The sequence below is a fragment of the Blautia sp. CAG:257 genome (assembly GCF_000433815.1).
GTDB classification, from domain to species: Bacteria; Bacillota; Clostridia; order Lachnospirales; family Lachnospiraceae; genus Blautia_A; species Blautia_A caecimuris.
On record NZ_HF998983.1, the window covers coordinates 1 to 18,349 of the forward strand.

Sequence of the window (18,349 nt, forward strand, 5' to 3'; positions counted from 1 at the left end):
GGACAGTTTGGAAAACCTTAGAGTTTTAGAGGGTTCCGAGGTTTTTTTCCGGGGTCTGCAACACCTCTATCCCCGGTTCAAATCCGGGTGGCACCTCTCTAAAGAGCCTTGATTTCAGGCTCTTTTTTTCATATATATATATTCATTTTTACAAAGATTCTGCGGAGAGCGATCCGGCATTTTACAAAGGTTCTGGATGCCGCGCTCTCCGCAAAATATTGACTGTGTTATATGGGATTAGTCAGGTATCAGTCCTGATAGACAATTTCTCCTCTACAGATAGTGTAATGAATTTTTCCATATAATTCCATACCTTTAAATGGTGTATTGGAGGATTTAGACAGGAAAGAATCCACAGTCCATGTTTCATCTGGATTAAAAATTACCAGATCAGCAGGAGTTCCCTCCTCAACAGAACCACCGGGCAGATGATAAAGATCAGCAGGATTACAGGTCATTTTTTCCAGAAGCTCTTCCAGCGTCAGACAGCCTTTTTTTACCAGATTAGTGATACCAAGGCCAAGAGATGTTTCTAATCCTGTAATGCCGCTTGGAGCCTCTGTGAGAGCTTTGGATTTTTCTTCAGCACTGTGAGGGGCGTGGTCGGTGGCAATCAGATCAATAGTTCCGTCTTTCAGGCCTGCAATGATCGCCTGCCGGTCTTTTTCTGTACGCAGAGGCGGATTCATTTTTGCAAGAGTACCATAAGTAAGAACTGCCTCATCGGTAAGAGTAAAATGATGAGGGGTGGCTTCCGCATGGATATCCGCGCCAAGTTCTTTTGCAAGACGCACAAGAGCGACAGAATTGCCGGAGCTGATATGTTGGATCACAACAGGAGCCTTAGTATGAAGGGCAAGCATACAGTCCCGGGCAACCATGACGTCTTCGGCAATTGCAGGAGAACCTGTAATCCCAAGCCTGTCTGCTACAGGACCGGCATTGATTCCGTTATTTGCAATAAAGCTTTTATCTTCTTCATGAAGGCTGATGGGCATATTTAATTCAGCTGCTTTTTTCATGGCCTGGCTGCAGAATTCTGCATCAAGAAGAGGGATGCCGTCATCTGTAAAACCGCAGGCGCCGGCTTCCTTTAAGGCTTTAAAATCATTTATGATTTCTCCCTTAAGCCCTTGGGATACAGAAGCTGTCTGATAAATGTTAATTTTTTCTTTTTTTGCCCGTGTCAGAATATCTGTAAGGGTTTCAACAGAATCTACAGCAGGTTTTGTATTTGCCATGCAGATTACAGAGGTTACGCCGCCTTTGGCAGCGGCAAGAGTACCTGTGTGGAGATCTTCCTTATAGGTAAGTCCTGGATCACGAAAATGAATATGAGTGTCAACAAGGCCCGGCGCAACAGTCAGACCGGTAAGATCCAGAACTTCTTCACTATTTTCAGGAACAAGACCAGCAGAAATCTGAGAAATCTTTCCGTTTAGAATACGGATATCTGTAAGTTCCTGAGTATGCGTTTTGGGATTTATAAGAAAACCATTTTTTAAAAGCATATAATAATCCTCCTTTTAACGGGCATATCAGCAGTAAACAGCCCTTGTTATTTAGATTCAGTATAGAAGAAAGAAAGGAAATTTGTCAAGGGAAGAGAGAAAAGGAGTAGTATCTGTTTTCAGGGAAAAATAAATAGGTGATTCGACAAAAAGTTCTTTACAACAGGGAAACGATATGATAGAATAAACAACTGTGATATATTTTCATATCCTTGCTCTCTGACAGTACAGAGGGCCATAAAGACCACAAGGAGGTAAAAAGCATGAACAAGTACGAGTTAGCATTAGTTGTGAGCGCTAAAGTTGAAGACGAAGTACGTGATGCAGTAGTAGAGAAAGCAAAAGGCTACATTACACGTTACAACGGCGTGATCACAGAAGTAGAAGAATGGGGTAAGAAGAAATTAGCTTACGAAATTCAGAAAATGCATGAAGGCTTCTACTATTTCATTCAGTTTGGAGCAGATGCAGAGTGTCCGGCGGAAGTAGAAAGACATGTACGCATCATGGACAACGTATTAAGATACTTAGTCGTTCGTAAAGACGCATAATCTTTTTACACATGGATTTTAGAAAGCACCATTAGAACCCGTTCACTTACTGAAAGAAAGAGGTAGAAAAATGAACAAAGTAATTTTAATGGGTCGCTTAACAAGAGATCCTGAGGTCAGATATTCCGCAGGAGAAAATGCTCTGGCAATCGCCAGATATACACTGGCAGTAGACAGACGGTTCCGCAGAGATGGAGAGGCATCCGCTGATTTTATCAGCTGTGTGGTATTCGGACGCGGAGCAGAGTTTGCAGAAAAATATTTTCATCAGGGAATCCGTATTGTAGTCAGCGGACGCATTCAGACCGGAAGCTATACAAACAGAGAAGGTCAGAAGGTGTATACTACAGAGGTGGTAGTTGAGGAACAGGAATTTGCTGAGAGCAAAGCCGCAAGTGATAACTATGCAGCATCTCATCCTCAGCAGAGCGTTGCTCCGTCAGCGCCGTCCATGCCAAGCCCAAGCGCTGCAAGTGCAGACGGCTTCATGAATATCCCGGATGGAATTGACGAAGAATTGCCGTTCAATTAAAGCCTGAGCATTAAAATGAACGACGAAGAGAAGAGAGAAAGCTGGTTGTATCCAGGTGAGAGATCAGGATTTCTCAGTCAATCAAATTGAAAGAAAAACAGGAGGAAACCATCATGGCTTACAATAGAGGCGAAAGACCGGACTCTCCTATGAAAAGAAGAGGCGGACGCAGAAGAAAAAAAGTTTGTGTATTCTGCGGTAAAGAAAACAATGAGATCGATTACAAGGATGTAGCAAAACTCAGAAAATATGTTTCTGAGAGAGGTAAAATCCTTCCGAGAAGAATTACAGGAAACTGTGCAAAACATCAGAGAGCTCTGACAGTTGCTATTAAGAGAGCACGTCATCTTTCCCTGATGCCATACGTTCAGGACTAATTGAATCTGATACCGCTGCCGATCAAATGGCAGCGGTTTTTTTATCTCATTATTTATATGGAAAAAATCCCTGAAATCTGTTATAATATGTTTTGTTGAGTGAAAGGAAACATGTAAATTTTTCAAAAAAGAATGGTAATGAAGATTATGGATGGTAAATTCAAATTAAAAGGTCATCTGAAACATCTGACAAGATGGCCCCTGTATCTGACCGCTCTTCTGATTATCCTGAACATAGTGGTTTATGCGATAGATATAAAAGCCGGAGTGGTTGTTACACTGGGAGCGCTGATCTATCTGGCCTGCGCTGTAGGTATTTTCTGTTACCACAGACCTCAGATGTTTAACGATCTTGTGGCCTTTGCAAGTCAGTATGAATTCCTTGAAAAGAGAGTTCTGGAAGAGCTTGCTCTGCCATATGCGATCATGGATATGCAGGGGAGAATGATCTGGTGCAACAAGGTATTTGCGCAGCTTACAGGAAAAGATCAGTTCTACAGAAAAAATATTAATACGATTTTTCCGGATATTACGCCGGACAAGCTTCCGGTTCCGGAAGAAAAAGAGATATCCGAGATCAGTACACAGGTTGGTGACTGTATATACAGGATTTCCATGCAGCGTGTCCTGTTAGGCGAGGCAATGGTTCATTCAGAAGTTCTGGAGGGACTTTCCGAGAATACAAGCCTGATTGCCATGTATCTGTATGATGAGACAGAACTGAAAGATTATATTAAAGCAAACGAGGACAACAAGCTTGTAGTTGCTCTGGCATATCTGGATAATTACGAAGAAGCACTTGAGAGTGTGGAAGACGTAAGGCGTTCTCTTCTGATTGCTTTAATTGACAGAAAGATCACAAAGTATTTCTCAAATTATGATGGCCTGGTGCGTAAGCTTGAAAAGGACAAATATTTCCTGATCATGCGTCAGAGTTCTCTGGAAGCCCTAAAAGAGCAGAAATTTCATATTCTGGAGGAAGTTAAGACTGTCAATATAGGAAATGAAATGACAGTCACTCTCAGTATTGGAATTGGTCTTAATGCAGCTACGTATCTTCAGAATTATGAGTACTGCCGGATTGCCATTGAAGTGGCTCTGGGACGGGGCGGCGATCAGGTAGTCATCAAAAACGGAGACAGCATCACCTACTATGGCGGCAAAGCTCAGCAGATGGAAAAGACAACACGCGTCAAAGCCCGTGTAAAGGCGCAGGCGCTGAAGGAGTTTATGAGTACCAAGGAACGAGTGGTCGTTATGGGGCATAAGATCACTGATGTGGATGCGCTGGGAGCTGCCATTGGTATTTACCGTGCGGGAAAAACTCTGGGCAAACCGGTGCACATTGTGGTAAATGATCCGTCTACTTCTATCAGACCTCTGATGGCAGGTTACCTGAATAATCCGGATTATGAGCCTTCTATGTTCATTGACAAAAATCAGGCTATGGAGCTTGTGGATAATAATACGGTAGTGGTAGTGGTGGATACCAACAAGCCCAGCTATACAGAATGTCAGGAGCTTCTGTATATGACAAAAACAATTGTTGTGCTGGATCACCACCGCAGAGGCAATGAAATCATTCAGAATGCAGTGCTTTCCTATGTGGAACCCTACGCTTCCTCTACCTGTGAAATGGTGGCAGAGATCCTCCAGTATTTTTCTGATGATCTGAGACTGAGAAATATAGAGGCAGACTGTATTTATGCGGGAATTATGATCGACACCAATAATTTTATTACCAGAGCTGGTGTGCGGACTTTCGAAGCGGCAGCCTTTCTGAGAAGAAGCGGCGCAGATATGACAAGAGTGCGCAAGCTTCTCAGAGATAATATTGATTCATATAAGGCACGGGCAGAGGCAGTTCGTACCGCAAGTATTTATAAAGACTGCTTTGCCATTGCCAAGTGTCCCAGCGAGGGCCTGGAAAGTCCTACAGTAGTGGGCGCTCAGGCGGCAAACGAGCTTTTGAATATTGCCGGTGTAAAAGCATCTTTTGTGCTGACGCCGTATAATAATGAGGTGTATATCAGCGCCAGAGCCATTGATGAAGTGAATGTACAGGTGCTGATGGAAAAAATGGGCGGCGGAGGTCATCTGAATATTGCAGGTGCACAGGTGAAGAAACCAATGCCTGAGGTTGAAGAGATGCTGAAGAACATTATTGACGAAATGTATCAGGAGGAAAAGGAAACAAAATGAAAGTAATTTTATTAGAAGATGTAAAATCTCTTGGAAAAAAAGGTCAGATTGTAAATGTCAGTGACGGCTATGCCAGAAATATGATTCTGCCAAAGAAACTGGGCGTTGAGGCAACACCGAAAAATCTCAATGACCTGAAGCTTCAGAAGGCAAATGAAGAAAAAGTAGCACAGGAAAATCTGGAGGCTGCTCAGGCATTTGCAAAGGATCTGGAAACAAAAGAAGTAATTCTTACGCTGAAAGTAGGAGAAGGCGGAAGAACCTTTGGCTCTGTTTCAGCAAAAGAAATTTCCGAGGCTGCAAAATCTCAGCTGAATCTGGACATTGATAAAAAGAAACTTCAGCTTGACGGTCCGATCCGCAATCTGGGTGTGACTCAGGTCGGTGTAAAGCTGCATCCGAAGGTAACCGGTAGTCTTAAGGTCTGGATCAAAGAAGCATAAAACGGAGGAGCCCACAGTATGGAAGAAGCACTGGTCAGGAGAATACTTCCCCACAGTATTGAAGCAGAACAGTCTGTGATCGGCTCCATGCTCATGGACAGGGATGCGATCCTTGTTGCGTCTGAAATTCTTACAAGCGATGATTTTTATCAGAATCAGTACGGTATTATTTTTGACGCTATGGTAGAGCTGTGCAATGAAGGACAGCCGGTTGATCTGATTACTCTTCAGAACAGACTGAAAGAAAAGGACCTTCCTCCGGATATCAGCAGTATGGAATATGTCAGAGAGCTTCTGGAAGCAGTTCCTACTTCTGCAAATATAAAATATTATGCAAATATTGTAAGTGAAAAAGCTCTTCTTCGTCGTCTCATTAAGACTACGGAGGAGGTGGCGAACAGCTGTTATCTGGAAAAGGAAAATACAGAAACCCTTCTGGAAGAGGCAGAAAAAAAACTTTTCAGTATTTTACAGAGAAGTATTGGCGGCGATTATGTACCGATTCAGCAGGTGGTTCTGAATGCCATTAATAATATTGAAAAAGCTTCCAAGCTGAAGGGAAGCGTTACCGGAATTCCTACAGGCTTTGTTGACCTGGATTACAAAACTTCGGGTATGCATCCTTCAGATCTTGTCCTGATCGCGGCCCGACCCTCTATGGGAAAGACCGCTTTTGTACTGAATATCGCGCAGTATATGGCATTTCGTAAAAATGTTACTGTGGCGATCTTCAGTCTGGAAATGTCAAAGGAGCAGCTTGTAAACCGACTGCTGGCAATGGAGTCCCATGTGGATTCCCAGAACATGAGAACCGGTAATCTGAAAGACGAGGACTGGACAAAGCTGGTAGAGGGCGCGGATATTATTGGACGTTCCAATCTGATCATTGACGATACGCCGGGTATCAGCATTGCGGAAATGCGATCCAAATGCAGGAAGTACAAGCTGGAGCACAATCTCGGAATTATCATGATCGACTATCTGCAGCTGATGAGCGGAAGTGGAAAAAGCGATTCCAGACAGCAGGAAATTTCAGATATTTCCCGTTCTCTGAAAGCTCTTGCCCGTGAGCTTGGTGTTCCTGTTATTGCACTGTCACAGTTAAGCCGCGCGGTAGAGCAGAGACCTGATCACAGGCCAATGCTTTCTGACCTTCGAGAATCCGGAGCTATTGAGCAGGATGCGGACGTAGTAATGTTTTTGTACAGAGATGATTATTATCACAAGGATACAGAAAAAAAGGATATTGCCGAGGTCATTATTGCCAAACAGCGTAACGGCCCCATTGGAACCATTGAGCTGGTATGGCTGCCAAGGTATACACAGTTTGTAAATATGAAAAAATAAAGTCGTACAAAAAGAATCTTCCGTATTGGACACCTGTCAGGTGAAATATGGGAGATTTTTTTGCTTATCGGGAAAGTAGTAACTCTGCAGCGGAATTCCCGGTAAATAAAAAACCATTCGCTTTGCTCCGGATATAACTGCTTGAAGATAATACTTTGCAATACAGCTGATACAATTTTATGAAATTCCCATACATACAGGAGCAAATGTGTTACAGAATACAATTAAAAACTATAAATGATCAAATATCAAATTTTACATATTAAAATTCGGAATATGCGGACATAAAAGAAAGGTTAAACTCTATGTGGGCGTTTCGCAAAGACAAATCAGCGAGGAGATTACGCACTTTTTTACATCTGCTTATTTATAGTTTGAATCAAAACTTTTAATAAGCCGTAAAAAGACTGGATAATAACTACGGATTATTTTGCAGCAAAAATTGTCGAACGGTTTTTGTTGAAATACTCATATACTCTGCTATAATTTGAGATGTAGGAGGTGCGGTATGGAGACAAGATATACGGTCAGACAGGCATCAGAAATGACGGGGGTGAAGCCATATGTTATGCGTTACTGGGAGGATGAGCTTGACCTTCATATCCAGAGGAATGAACTTGGCCACCGCTACTACACCAGATATGATATTCAGCTTTTTCTGAATATCAGAGAACTGAAGAAAAGAGGTTTGCAGCTTCGGGCGATTAAGGATCTGATCCCTCAGATTGCCCGCACGGCTCCGGGCTCTTCTGACAGTAAGATATGCCTTTTGGAAGAAGCAGTATCTGTAAATGAGGTGCCGGCAGAGGAAGCTGTATATTCTGTGGAGGTCGGTGCGGCAGAAGAAACCGTAAATCCTAAAATCCTGGAATTCCAGACAATCCTGGAAAGACTGATCACACAGGAGATACAGTCCCAAAATGAAGATGAGGAGAGATATCGTTCTCTTGATCTTGCAATCAGAAGACAGCAGCTTGCCAGACGCGAAGCCGCTGCCGCTTCAGTGGATAAAAAATCAGGAAGAATCCTGAAAATACATAAGAATATATAAAACAAAAAAGAGCCGCAGCGTTTGCTGCAGCTCTTCTTTTCTTTTTCTGTATGTAGTCCGTTGGATTATTCTCCTGGCTGGATAGCCTCTGTAGGACAAACATCTGCACATGTTCCGCAGTCAACGCAAGCGTCTGCATCGATCTCGAAATGATCTGCGCCTTCAGAAATTGCCTCAGATGGGCACTCAGCAGCACAGGATCCGCAGCTTACACATTCGTCTGTAATTACGTATGCCATTATAGTATCCTCCTTTTTTCTCATTAGTACCCCGAAAGGTTCTATAGTGCTATTCTAATATATCTTACAGAGGATTACAAGTATAAAATTATAAACATATTTTTATAATTAGCCCGTTGATTCCGGTTCATTTTTATATTATAATAAATGTGCTATAAACAGCATAACACTGCAGTAAATGATATATATTTTTCTGCATATTATAAAAGGAGGTAACAGAAATGGCACAGGTTTCCAAAGAAACAACAATTGGTGAGCTTCTCAGAATAGATCCCAACTGCGCTGCAATTCTTATGAGAATGGGAATGCACTGCATCGGCTGCCCGTCTTCACAGATGGAGTCTCTGGAAGAGGCTGCTATGGTTCATGGATTCGATGCAGATATCCTTGTTCAGCAGATCAATGATTTTCTTGCTCAATAAGAGAGATATACAGAGGAGCAGAATGAATAATAAAAGGACATTGCATAAAGAGCAATGTCCTTTTATTATTTGTTAAAGCTGTACAAGCTGTTGAAGTGCATTTGCAGAAACCAGTTTTCCATGTTCTTTCAGATATGCTTCTCCCGAGACTGTGAAAGCCTTGCTGCTTCCATATTCAGAAAGGATATTGCATACTCTGTTAAAATCTTCCGGAGAAGTCTCAGACTGATGGAGAACAAGAAGATAAGTTTCATTTTCAGTATTCCGGTACAGAGTATTCTGGCCTGTAAAGAATCCGTTCAGTCCATGAGCCGCAGCAATTACATCATCCAGCCGGGAAAAAACAAACAGACGGATTACATTAACAGCGGGAGTTTCCTGTTCCGGCTTTTCTTCTGCAGATTTTTTATCTTCTGCAGAGTTCTTTTTGGACAGTGTCTTCAGCTTGGACTCACAGAGTTTCTGAAAAAGATCTATGATATTATCTGCACCGTCAAGGGAAACCGGATCTCCCTGCCCCTGATCTTTAAAAGGTGTAAATTTGGAGAAGCGGGTATCCAGTTCTTCAGGATCCTCTACTTTGGTGATAATGAGGATAATACTGTCTGTTGTGACAGGAATTGCCTCGATCATCAGAGGAATATTATCAGCTTCAAATCCGAATTCCAGCTGAGCCTGCTCCATCATATCACGAAAAAGTTTTTTTGCTTTTTCGGAACCGTAAGCAAGTTCGCTGAGACGGATCTGATGAAGCTCCAGGTCTTCACGGGTCAGAGTACAGCGAATCTGGTTTTCGTTAATTTTTTCTATTTTCATAATAATCACATCCTATTCTTTTTATCCTGTCTGTTTACCATGTGCATATGTTATTATACTCATACATGCAGATGATGTCATTTTTGAAGAGCAGGACATTGTCAATGATTTTATTGGTTTACAGCAAAAAAATGCATATCAACTTAGCATCTATTATATACCACAAATATGGAGAATGTAAAGAAATTCAATTTACCTAAATATAAAATATTTGAAAACAAAATCGAAAATTTTTTATATTTTGCTGAAACCTCTTGCATATGATTAAAAACAAGGTATAATAAAAAACAGAAAAATCATTCTGGATGTAATGGAAGCGCCGGAACATCACAGATAACAGCTTACATATTGACTGATTTCTTTTTTCAAATGTATTGTTGCCATTTTATAGTCATGCAGCATTCCCGCTGCGGCAATCATACAAATTCCACGTATTTTAAAGATAAGGCTTCTTTTATGGACAGAGATTTTTCAGAAACCCACAGGGTGCTTTCAAAAATCCGCGAAAGGAGGGAAGAAGAGAAAATATATCACACAGTACAAAGGAATTTTATGCAAAAGCATGATGATATGCACAGAAGAACGGGAATTCCCCGTCAAAGGCAGTAAATTCCCCTCTCATGCCTGACCAGGCGGAGTATTCCCGAAATATGAAAAAAATATAAAAAGAATGATTTTATAACGCAATCGCACAAAAGTATGATATAATGAAACAGCCTTTTTAACAAAAGAGGAAGTTTGTGAAACATATAGTTCTGAACTGAAAGGAAAAAGCAAATGAAAAAGCAGGTAAAAAAACAAATGAAGAAGCAGTATATGCCGGCAGTTATCGTCTGCGTTCTGATTCTTCTGCTTGCTGCAGCAGGAGTTGGAATTCATGTGGTCAAAAAATATATTCCGACAAAAGAGCGCATGAATCTGAACGAATATTACGGCAAGACTGCGGAGGGAGAGTCTGTGATCGTCCTGGGAACAGAGATTATGGAGGAGCGCGCAGTAACATCTGATGATCAGACTTATCTTCCGCTGGAGTTTGTATCAGGCCATTTGAACCAGAGATATTACTGGGACAGTTCAAATCAGCAGATTCTTTATGCAACACCTTCTGAGCTTCAGATGTATCCGGCATCTCAGAACGGAGATGGAGATGTGTGGCTGAAGGATGGAAGTGTATTTTTAAGTCTGCCTTTTGTACAAAAATATACAGACATGGACGTATATATGGGAGAAAATCCTTCCAGAATCATTATACAGAATCAGTTTACCGGGGTAAATGTAGCAACTGCAAAAAAAGATACATATGTCCGTTATCGCGGAGGAATCAAGTCACCGGTTCTCACAGAGGTCAAGAAAGGCGATACTCTGACCTTCATGGAGGAATATGAAGAATGGGTGCAGGTTGCTACAATGGATGGATATATCGGATTTGTGAAAAAGAAAGATGTGTCTTCTCCGGAAGCAAAGGATTTTGAGAGAGACTTTCAGAAGGAAGAGTATCAGCACCTGGTTATGGAAGAACCGGTGAATCTGTCCTGGCATCAGGTGACGTCAGAAGAGGCTAATGCATATTTTACCGATGCAGTGGCAAATGTAAGCGGAGTAAATGTTATTTCTCCTACCTGGTTCTATTTGCAGGATACACAGGGCAATATTGCAGATATATCTTCTGCTGACTATGTAAAACAGGCGCATGATAAAGGAATGAAGGTATGGGGACTGATTGACAACTTTACCGCAGACGTAAGTACAACAGATACTTTGTCTCAGCTTTCTTCACGCCAGAATATTATCAGTCAGCTTATGAGCGCTGCGGAAAAAACAGGTCTTGATGGAATCAATGTGGATTTTGAAACGCTCAGTGAAGATGCGGGACCGCATTTTCTGCAATTTTTAAGAGAATTGTCTATTGAGTGTCATAAGAGAAATCTTGTACTGTCTGTGGATAATCCGGTACCTGAAGATTTTACCAGTCATTATGACAGAGGAGAACAGGGGGAGGTTGTAGATTATGTGATCATCATGGGATATGATGAACATTATGTAGGTTCAGAAGAACCGGGCTCTGTGGCTTCTCTTCCCTGGGTAGAAAAAGGGGTTGTGGATACTCTGGCAGAAGTACCGGCAGAACGGACCATTCTGGCAATCCCATTTTATACAAGACTCTGGAAGACAACCGGAGGAGCCTTGACAAGCGAAGCGATCGGAATGGATCAGGCACAGAATGTAATAAAAGAAAATAAGGCAGAGACTATATGGGACGGCAGTGTTGGGCAGAATACTGCTTCTTATGAAAAAGACGGTTCCAGTTATGAAATATGGATTGAGGATGCACAGTCTATTGCAGAAAAGGTAAAACTCATTCCGAAATACAAACTTGCAGGCGTAGCACAGTGGAAACTTGGATTTGAAAACAGCAGTATCTGGAAGGTGATCAGTGAAAATCTGAAATAACGGACATACATAAAAAAGCGTGGGGAAATTGTTCCCGACGCTTTTTTTCTTATAAAGAGATGGATTATAAAAAGGTCATAATTGGAAGGAGGCCGGTACTTTCGTACCGGCGCGTATGAAAAAGAAAAATATTTGTATAGAAAGCACTGAGCTTTCTACATATCTTACTATAAAACATAAATGTGAAGAAATTGTGATATCAATTTGAAAAAATTATGAAAAACAGTGTTGCTTCTGACATAATATTTTTCAGATGATTTTGAAATGTTTTCTGTCACAGTTACGGAACATTTCCATCCAGGCAAAATATAATTGTTTTTCTGCTTACAGTAAAGTTAAAATTTTTTCCATGTATCCTTAAAGAATAAAAGAAGCAGAGGGAAGATTTCCAGCCGACCGGCAAGCATGTCGAAAATCATAACACTTTTGGACAGATAGGAGAAGGAGCTGAAATTTCCCATTGGTCCTGCAATTTCAAGACCTGGTCCGATATTGTTCAGAGTGGCGGCCACGGCGGTAAAATTCGTGATCAGATCAAAGTTATCCAGTGAAATGATCAGGATGGAGCCACAGAAGATCAGCAGATAAACACTGAGAAAAATATTGGTAGAGCGCAGGGTTTCATGAGAAACTGCCTTATTATCCATCTTCAGTTTTTTTACCGCATTGGGATGAAGGTATAGCTGAAATTCTTTTCGGGCTGCCTTACAGAGAAGAACAACACGGGAAACCTTGATACCTCCGCCTGTACTGCCCGCGCAGGCGCCAACAAACATAAGCAGGACAAGGATCGTTTTGGACAGCGCCGGCCACTGATTGAAATCGGTACTGGAATAACCGGTGGTTGTAATAATAGAACCAACCTGAAATGCCGACTGCTGAAAAGCTTCTGCAAATCCGCTGAACATGTGACGGGTATTCACTGCGATCAGGATTACAGAGGCAAGGATGATCCCAAAATAATACCGTACTTCTTCAAGCTTAAAAGCCTGTTTAAATTTCTTTGTGAGGATCAGGTAGTAGGCGGAAAAATTCACGCCAAATAAAATAATAAAAATAGTTGTTATTACCTGACAATAAGTGCTGTAGCTTGCCATGCTGTCATTTTTGATTCCAAAACCGCCGGTTCCCGCAGAACCGAAAGTAATACAAAGAGAATCAAATACAGGTACGCCGCCAAGCAGTAAGAGAATAATCTGCAGGACAGTCATGCCCAGATAAATGGAGTAAAGGATCTTTGCAGTAGACTGTACTTTTGGTACAAGCTTGCTGACAGAAGGTCCGGGGCTTTCGGCTCTCATCAGATTCATGTGATACCCGCCTGCAAGAGGCAGGAGAGAAAGCAGAAAGACAAGCACTCCCATTCCTCCGATCCAGTGAGTAAAGCTCCTCCAGAAGAGAATTGATTTCGGAAGAATTTCCACATCAGTCAGGATACTGGAGCCGGTAGTGGTAAAACCGGATACAGTTTCAAAAATCGCATCAATGGGATGCGGAATAGAGCCGGAAAGTACAAAAGGAACGGCTCCGGTGATGCTGAGGACTATCCAGCTCAGGGCAACTGCAATACAGCCGTCTTTTATATAAAAAACTTTGTTGCGCGGTCTTTTTCTTGTCAGAGGCAGACCGATGGCAAGACAGATGACAATGGAAACAAGAAAAGCCCCAGGATCATTTTCTCCATAAATAACAGCAGTCAGGCATGGAAGAACCATAAATATTGCCTGAAGATTAAATACCCATCCAACAATATAAAAAATAATACGGTAATTCATGACTGCACCCCTTATTTCTCAAGGATATCGCAGATATTGCGAAGTCCCTTGTGTGTAGTAGCGACAATTACGTGATCTCCTACCTCAACGGTATCATGACCGCGTGGAATCCGTACAGCGCCGTTTCGGGTAAGACAGCAGATCAGAAGATTTTTTTTCAGCTTCAGCTCAGAAAGAGGAACACCTGTTACTGGTGAACTGTCATGAACTGCAAACTCAAGCGCTTCTGCCTGACTGTCCAGAATATGGTAAAGAGTTTCTACATTGCTGCCGATAGTATTCTGCATAGCCCGCACATAGCGGAGAATACTGTCTGAGGTTATGTATTTCGGGTAGATCACGCTCCCAAGATCCAGATCATCAATTACATCTGTATAAGGCAGACGATTTACTTTTGCCACAACCTTTGCACCGGAACTTTTTTTGGCAAACAGAGAGAGAAAGATATTCTCTTCATCGAAATTGGTAAGCGTAACAAAAGATTCGGCAGTTTCCAGACCTTCCTCCAGAAGAAGAGCACGGTCAGTTCCGTCGCCGTTGATAATGGTTGCTTCAGGAAGCTGATCACTGAGAAATTCACAGCGGGCGGGATCCTTTTCTATGATTTTTACATGGATACGGGTATCGATCAGAGTTTTTGCAAGATAATAGGATATCGTTCCCCCACCTATGATCAGAGCATTTTTTACCTGATTTGTGCGGAAACCTATTTTTTTGAAAAACAGGGCCGTATTCTGAGGCGTTGCAATAATAGAAACAAAATCTCCGTCATGTATAACATAGTCTCCACCGGGGATGGTAAGCTCTTCTCTGTTTTCTACAGCGCAGAAGAGAATATCACACCGGAATTTTTCTGTGATCCGGGAAATACTCATTCCATTCAGACCAAATTCGGGAAGAACCTTAAATTTTAAAAGCTCTACTTTGCCTCTGGAAAAAGGATCGATTTTTATTGCAGCCGGAAAACGCAGCAGCCGGGAAATTTCCTGAGCTGCAGCATATTCCGGATTAATGATCATGGAGATACCCAGCTTTTCTTTGATAAATCCGATTTCCTGACTGTAGATCGGATTACGTACCCGGGCGATTGTCTGGCAGGAACCGGTTTTCTGTGCGATCAGGCAGCAAAGAAGATTCAGCTCATCTGATGCGGTAACAGCAATAAGAATATCAGCAGTGCTGATGCCTGCCTCCATTAATGTATTGATGCTGGCTCCGTTTCCCACAATGCCCATTGCATCAATATCCTCAGTAACATCGTTGACAGTTTTTTCTACAGTATCGATAAGCGTCAGGTCAATTTCTTCCTCCTGAAGCTGCTCTGCAAGGGTACGCCCTACTTTTCCGCACCCGACAATTATGATATGCATGGTTTCCTCCATTATAAAAATATTATATAAGCGTCCTTATTATAGCATTGTAGGAACAGTTTTTAAATAGGAAAAATCTTTTGACTTCAGGGGTTTTCAGAAGATTTTTTGTGTTTTTTTCAGGAACGGCGGCAAAAATTAAAAGAAATGAAAGGCGGATTGACAAATACCAGGATTCCCGTGTGTTTTATGGGAGCAATTTATGGTATGATAAAGAGGTATAAGATAAAACACAGGAAACGGGGTGAGAAGTAATGGATATGGAAACAGTAAATGAAACGGTTGAAAAGGTAGATCAGGGACTGGAGGAAATGGGACTTGACGGAGTATCAGATAACATAAAGGAGATTTTAAATTTGAAAGAATATATAGCCGATCAGATTCCTGCAATTGTGGGGTTTGGTCTGAAAGTTGTACTTGCAATTATTGTGTTTTTTGTAGGAAGAAAACTCATACGCTGGGCGGTAAAACTGATGAAACGCTCCATGGAACGTGCGCGGCTGGACGAGGGCGTGGTACAGTTTGCCTGTTCTGCAGGTAAAGCGGTTTTGTATACCATGCTGATTTTTAATATCGCAGTCAGCCTGGGAGTAACGGAATCCTCAGTGGCGGCTCTTTTGGGCACAGCAGGTGTGGCAATAGGTCTTGCTCTTCAGGGGGGACTTGCCAATCTGGCAGGAGGAGTTCTTCTTCTGGTTTTTAAGCCGTTTGTGGTTGGGGATTATATTATTCAGAATCAGCAGAATGGCTGTGAGGGAACAGTGGCAAGGATTGAAATGTGCTATACTACGCTTCTGAGTATTGACAACAAAAAAATCGTGGTGCCTAACGGAACACTTTCAAACAGTACGATCATTAATGTCACTGCAAAAGAGACAAGAAAGCTGGAAATAAAAGTAGGAATTTCTTATGAGTCAAATATTCAGAAGGCAAAAGAAATTCTGGAAAAAATTCTTCTGGAAGATCCGGATACTCAGGGGGACAGAAGTGAAATGGTAGTATTTGTGGATCAGCTTGCAGACAGTGCGGTGATCATGGGACTGCGGGTCTGGGTTCCTACAGATTCCTACTGGTCTGTGAAATGGAGACTCAATGAAAAGATTAAGGAAGAATTTGATGAACAGGGAATTACGATTCCCTATAATCAGATGGATATTCATTTGCACCATGAAAAATGATATAAACAAGGTGATACAGATCGTGCAGATACAATGTAAATTGTAAACTTATTTAATTGTAAAGTTGACAATTTGCATTTCCTGTGTTAAAGTAAGGCAGTCAAAATGTGTTACAGCAGGAGGAAAAGAGATGAATACAATGGCGGCATCAAAAAGTAAAACATATGATCTTGTTTATATTGCAGTATTTGCAGTACTGATGGCAGTCTGTTCCTGGATTTCAGTTCCTACGGCAGTTCCTTTTACCCTTCAGACCTTTGCGGTATTTATGGCAGTTGGTGTTCTGGGAGGACGAAGAGGTACTATGGCTGTTGCTCTGTATATTATTCTTGGAGCAGTGGGAGTTCCTGTATTTGCGGGAATGACCGGAGGAATCGGAATTCTGACAGGAACAACCGGGGGATATATTGTGGGATTTTTATTTTCTGCCCTTGTTATGTGGGCAATGGAAAAGATTCCCGGAAAAAAATCTGTAATACAGATTTTATCCATGGCGGCTGGGCTGATTGTGTGCTATGCCTTTGGCACGGTATGGTTTATGGCTGTTTACATGAAAACAAGCGGACCGGTAGGTTTGATGGCTGTTTTGGGATGGTGTGTGATACCATTTATTATTCCGGACATTATTAAAATCCTGCTGGCATATGGTTTGTCCAGAAAATTAAAAAAGTATATTATGTAAAGCAGAATCGGGGAATTTCCCCGGTTTTGTTATAATCGGGAGAGAATATGAAAGAAAAAGGAAACAATATCTGCCTGCGTCCTCATCATGGCATGTGTCTGGCATATTTTGAGGGGAGAGGTTACAGTAGGGGATTTTCAGTTCATATGGGGAAAATTCTGGAGCTTCTGGAAAAGGACGCTTATGTAAAACTGACAGTTGGGGGAGATGAAATCTGTTCTGCCTGCCCAAATCTGAAGGGGAAGATATGCGTTACAGCAGACCAGGTAGCGGAATATGACAGAAAAGTACTTTTGTTATGTGGGCTGCAGGAAAATGAAATCCTTTCATTTGCAGAGTTTACAGAAAAAGTGGAAAAATTAATTCTTCAGACAGGAAAAAGAAAGGACATATGTGGAAACTGTCAGTGGGATGAAATCTGCAGCAGCAGAAAAAGCAGGTGGATAAAAGAATGAGGATGACAGAACAGGAATTGGAAGCTTATATCCGTCAGTATACGGAGCTGGAAAAAGAATGTATGAAAAGCAGGTTTCCGGAAAAAATTGGTAATGATCTATAAATGAGCAAATATCGAATTTGTCATAATAGAATCCGTAATATACGGATATAAAAGAAATATTAAGCTCTATATGTGCATCTTATAAAGACAAACTCGTAATGATTTTGTCACTTTTTCAAATTTGCTCATTTATAGTAATGAAAAAAGTACTGGTAAATAAAATATGCATGATACAAAGATCAATAAAACTTGCGTGATCTTTCAAATATGCTTGATTATAGGACTTGTAAACAAATAGAAATTGGAATATGATAGAAAAAAGAATTCATTATTTTTACATGTAAATTCTGAAAAATGAAACGGAGGATTCAGGAAATGAAGAAAAAGATTGATGTATTTGAGTATACAGGACAGATTCTAAATGGGGTAAAATCAGGTGTTCTGATTACGTCAAAGTCAGATGAAAAGGTAAATTCCATGACAATTTCCTGGGGGATGCTTGGAATTGAGTGGGGAAAACCTGTTTTTATCACTGTGATCAGAGAGGGAAGATTTACCAGGGAACTTTTGGAGCAGAATGGTGAATTTACAGTGAATATACCGCTTGACGACAGTCAGAAAAAAGTTCTTGGCTTTTGCGGTTCAAAATCCGGACGTGACGTGGACAAGATCAAAGAGCTTGGATTGACGCTGGAAGATCCGGAAAGCATTTCCGTTCCGGGAATTAAAGAGCTTCCTCTTACACTGGAGTGCAGACTTGTCTACAAACAGAAGCAGGATATTGCTGCAATGGAAAAAGAAACTGTAGAAAAATTTTATCCTCAGAATGTGGAAAGTTCTTTTTCAGGTTCTAATCGAGATGTTCATATTGCATATTATGGAGAAATTGTCAACGCATATATT

At 41.4% G+C, this 18,349-nt stretch carries 18 protein-coding genes; 13 read left to right on the forward strand and 5 right to left on the reverse strand.

The window, feature by feature from the left end; all coding sequences use genetic code 11:
• Positions 1-248 precede the first annotated feature (248 nt).
• Positions 249-1,511: a dihydroorotase gene (locus tag QVP40_RS00640; RefSeq protein ID WP_022066581.1), complete on the reverse strand. Its 1,263-nt coding sequence runs from the start codon at positions 1,509-1,511 to the stop codon at positions 249-251.
• A gap of 263 nt (positions 1,512-1,774) precedes the next feature.
• On the opposite strand from QVP40_RS00640, the gene rpsF reads away from it, so the two are divergent.
• From rpsF to QVP40_RS00675, 7 genes are all read left to right on the forward strand, one after another.
• Complete coding sequence (gene rpsF / locus QVP40_RS00645) at positions 1,775-2,062, forward strand: 30S ribosomal protein S6 (RefSeq protein WP_022066582.1); 288 nt, start codon at positions 1,775-1,777, stop codon at positions 2,060-2,062.
• Between the two features lie 70 nt (positions 2,063-2,132).
• The gene (locus QVP40_RS00650; protein ID WP_022066583.1) at positions 2,133-2,594 is read left to right on the forward strand and encodes a single-stranded DNA-binding protein; all 462 of its coding nucleotides are present in this window, start codon (positions 2,133-2,135) and stop codon (positions 2,592-2,594) included.
• A 113-nt stretch (positions 2,595-2,707) separates the two neighbouring features.
• A complete protein-coding gene (rpsR, locus tag QVP40_RS00655) occupies positions 2,708-2,971 on the forward strand; it encodes a 30S ribosomal protein S18 (protein WP_022066584.1) in 264 nt (87 codons plus the stop codon).
• Positions 2,972-3,103: 132 nt separating this feature from the next.
• Positions 3,104-5,173 carry a DHH family phosphoesterase gene (locus QVP40_RS00660; RefSeq protein ID WP_022066585.1) on the forward strand — a complete coding sequence of 690 codons (2,070 nt, stop codon included), beginning with the start codon at positions 3,104-3,106 and terminating at the stop codon, positions 5,171-5,173.
• A complete protein-coding gene (rplI, locus tag QVP40_RS00665) occupies positions 5,170-5,616 on the forward strand; it encodes a 50S ribosomal protein L9 (RefSeq protein ID WP_022066586.1) in 447 nt (148 codons plus the stop codon). The genes QVP40_RS00660 and rplI overlap by 4 nt, the downstream gene beginning before the upstream one ends.
• 18 nt (positions 5,617-5,634) lie before the next feature.
• Complete coding sequence (gene dnaB / locus QVP40_RS00670; RefSeq protein WP_022066587.1) at positions 5,635-6,963, forward strand: replicative DNA helicase; 1,329 nt, start codon at positions 5,635-5,637, stop codon at positions 6,961-6,963.
• 508 nt (positions 6,964-7,471) lie between these two features.
• Positions 7,472-8,014, forward strand: coding sequence for a MerR family transcriptional regulator (locus tag QVP40_RS00675; RefSeq protein ID WP_022066588.1), 543 nt, complete (start codon positions 7,472-7,474; stop codon positions 8,012-8,014).
• 65 nt (positions 8,015-8,079) lie between these two features.
• On the opposite strand, the gene QVP40_RS00680 is transcribed toward QVP40_RS00675, so the two are convergent.
• Positions 8,080-8,253 (reverse strand): DUF362 domain-containing protein, encoded by a 174-nt coding sequence (locus QVP40_RS00680; protein ID WP_022066589.1) that lies wholly within the window; start codon positions 8,251-8,253, stop codon positions 8,080-8,082.
• A 221-nt stretch (positions 8,254-8,474) separates the two neighbouring features.
• Here QVP40_RS00680 and QVP40_RS00685 point away from each other — a divergent pair, with 221 nt between their 5' ends.
• Positions 8,475-8,675: a DUF1858 domain-containing protein gene (locus QVP40_RS00685; protein WP_022066590.1), complete on the forward strand. Its 201-nt coding sequence runs from the start codon at positions 8,475-8,477 to the stop codon at positions 8,673-8,675.
• A gap of 72 nt (positions 8,676-8,747) precedes the next feature.
• Here QVP40_RS00685 and QVP40_RS00690 read toward each other — a convergent pair whose 3' ends face one another.
• Positions 8,748-9,491: an adaptor protein MecA gene (locus tag QVP40_RS00690; protein ID WP_022066591.1), complete on the reverse strand. Its 744-nt coding sequence runs from the start codon at positions 9,489-9,491 to the stop codon at positions 8,748-8,750.
• Between the two features lie 777 nt (positions 9,492-10,268).
• Between QVP40_RS00690 and QVP40_RS00695 the strand changes: the two genes are divergently transcribed.
• A complete protein-coding gene (locus QVP40_RS00695) occupies positions 10,269-11,942 on the forward strand; it encodes a glycosyl hydrolase family 18 protein (RefSeq protein WP_022066592.1) in 1,674 nt (557 codons plus the stop codon).
• A 335-nt stretch (positions 11,943-12,277) separates the two neighbouring features.
• Here QVP40_RS00695 and QVP40_RS00700 read toward each other — a convergent pair whose 3' ends face one another.
• Positions 12,278-13,717 carry a TrkH family potassium uptake protein gene (locus QVP40_RS00700; RefSeq protein WP_022066593.1) on the reverse strand — a complete coding sequence of 480 codons (1,440 nt, stop codon included), beginning with the start codon at positions 13,715-13,717 and terminating at the stop codon, positions 12,278-12,280.
• Between the two features lie 11 nt (positions 13,718-13,728).
• Positions 13,729-15,087, reverse strand: a complete 1,359-nt coding sequence (trkA, locus tag QVP40_RS00705) for a Trk system potassium transporter TrkA (protein WP_022066594.1) — start codon at positions 15,085-15,087, stop codon at positions 13,729-13,731.
• Between the two features lie 254 nt (positions 15,088-15,341).
• Here trkA and QVP40_RS00710 point away from each other — a divergent pair, with 254 nt between their 5' ends.
• From QVP40_RS00710 to QVP40_RS00725, 4 genes are all read left to right on the forward strand, one after another.
• On the forward strand, positions 15,342-16,265 hold the full coding sequence (locus QVP40_RS00710) for a mechanosensitive ion channel family protein (RefSeq protein ID WP_022066595.1): 924 nt from the start codon (positions 15,342-15,344) through the stop codon (positions 16,263-16,265).
• A gap of 130 nt (positions 16,266-16,395) precedes the next feature.
• The gene (locus tag QVP40_RS00715) at positions 16,396-16,947 is read left to right on the forward strand and encodes a biotin transporter BioY (RefSeq protein WP_022066596.1); all 552 of its coding nucleotides are present in this window, start codon (positions 16,396-16,398) and stop codon (positions 16,945-16,947) included.
• Positions 16,948-16,994: 47 nt separating this feature from the next.
• A complete protein-coding gene (locus tag QVP40_RS00720; RefSeq protein ID WP_022066597.1) occupies positions 16,995-17,402 on the forward strand; it encodes a DUF1284 domain-containing protein in 408 nt (135 codons plus the stop codon).
• 419 nt (positions 17,403-17,821) lie between these two features.
• On the forward strand, positions 17,822-18,349 hold a 528-nt coding region (locus QVP40_RS00725; RefSeq protein WP_288200066.1), incomplete at its 3' end, for a flavin reductase family protein.

What these genes read in the sequence shown, in the direction of transcription:
- QVP40_RS00640 (WP_022066581.1), bottom strand. Translation starts at nt 1,511, where the DNA reads ATGCTTTTAAAAAATGGTTTTCTTATAAATCCCAAAACGCATACTCAG.
- rpsF (WP_022066582.1), top strand. Translation starts at nt 1,775, where the DNA reads ATGAACAAGTACGAGTTAGCATTAGTTGTGAGCGCTAAAGTTGAAGAC.
- QVP40_RS00650 (WP_022066583.1), top strand. Translation starts at nt 2,133, where the DNA reads ATGAACAAAGTAATTTTAATGGGTCGCTTAACAAGAGATCCTGAGGTC.
- rpsR (WP_022066584.1), top strand. Translation starts at nt 2,708, where the DNA reads ATGGCTTACAATAGAGGCGAAAGACCGGACTCTCCTATGAAAAGAAGA.
- QVP40_RS00660 (WP_022066585.1), top strand. Translation starts at nt 3,104, where the DNA reads ATGGTAATGAAGATTATGGATGGTAAATTCAAATTAAAAGGTCATCTG.
- rplI (WP_022066586.1), top strand. Translation starts at nt 5,170, where the DNA reads ATGAAAGTAATTTTATTAGAAGATGTAAAATCTCTTGGAAAAAAAGGT.
- dnaB (WP_022066587.1), top strand. Translation starts at nt 5,635, where the DNA reads ATGGAAGAAGCACTGGTCAGGAGAATACTTCCCCACAGTATTGAAGCA.
- QVP40_RS00675 (WP_022066588.1), top strand. Translation starts at nt 7,472, where the DNA reads ATGGAGACAAGATATACGGTCAGACAGGCATCAGAAATGACGGGGGTG.
- QVP40_RS00680 (WP_022066589.1), bottom strand. Translation starts at nt 8,253, where the DNA reads ATGGCATACGTAATTACAGACGAATGTGTAAGCTGCGGATCCTGTGCT.
- QVP40_RS00685 (WP_022066590.1), top strand. Translation starts at nt 8,475, where the DNA reads ATGGCACAGGTTTCCAAAGAAACAACAATTGGTGAGCTTCTCAGAATA.
- QVP40_RS00690 (WP_022066591.1), bottom strand. Translation starts at nt 9,491, where the DNA reads ATGAAAATAGAAAAAATTAACGAAAACCAGATTCGCTGTACTCTGACC.
- QVP40_RS00695 (WP_022066592.1), top strand. Translation starts at nt 10,269, where the DNA reads ATGAAAAAGCAGGTAAAAAAACAAATGAAGAAGCAGTATATGCCGGCA.
- QVP40_RS00700 (WP_022066593.1), bottom strand. Translation starts at nt 13,717, where the DNA reads ATGAATTACCGTATTATTTTTTATATTGTTGGATGGGTATTTAATCTT.
- trkA (WP_022066594.1), bottom strand. Translation starts at nt 15,087, where the DNA reads ATGCATATCATAATTGTCGGGTGCGGAAAAGTAGGGCGTACCCTTGCA.
- QVP40_RS00710 (WP_022066595.1), top strand. Translation starts at nt 15,342, where the DNA reads ATGGATATGGAAACAGTAAATGAAACGGTTGAAAAGGTAGATCAGGGA.
- QVP40_RS00715 (WP_022066596.1), top strand. Translation starts at nt 16,396, where the DNA reads ATGAATACAATGGCGGCATCAAAAAGTAAAACATATGATCTTGTTTAT.
- QVP40_RS00720 (WP_022066597.1), top strand. Translation starts at nt 16,995, where the DNA reads ATGAAAGAAAAAGGAAACAATATCTGCCTGCGTCCTCATCATGGCATG.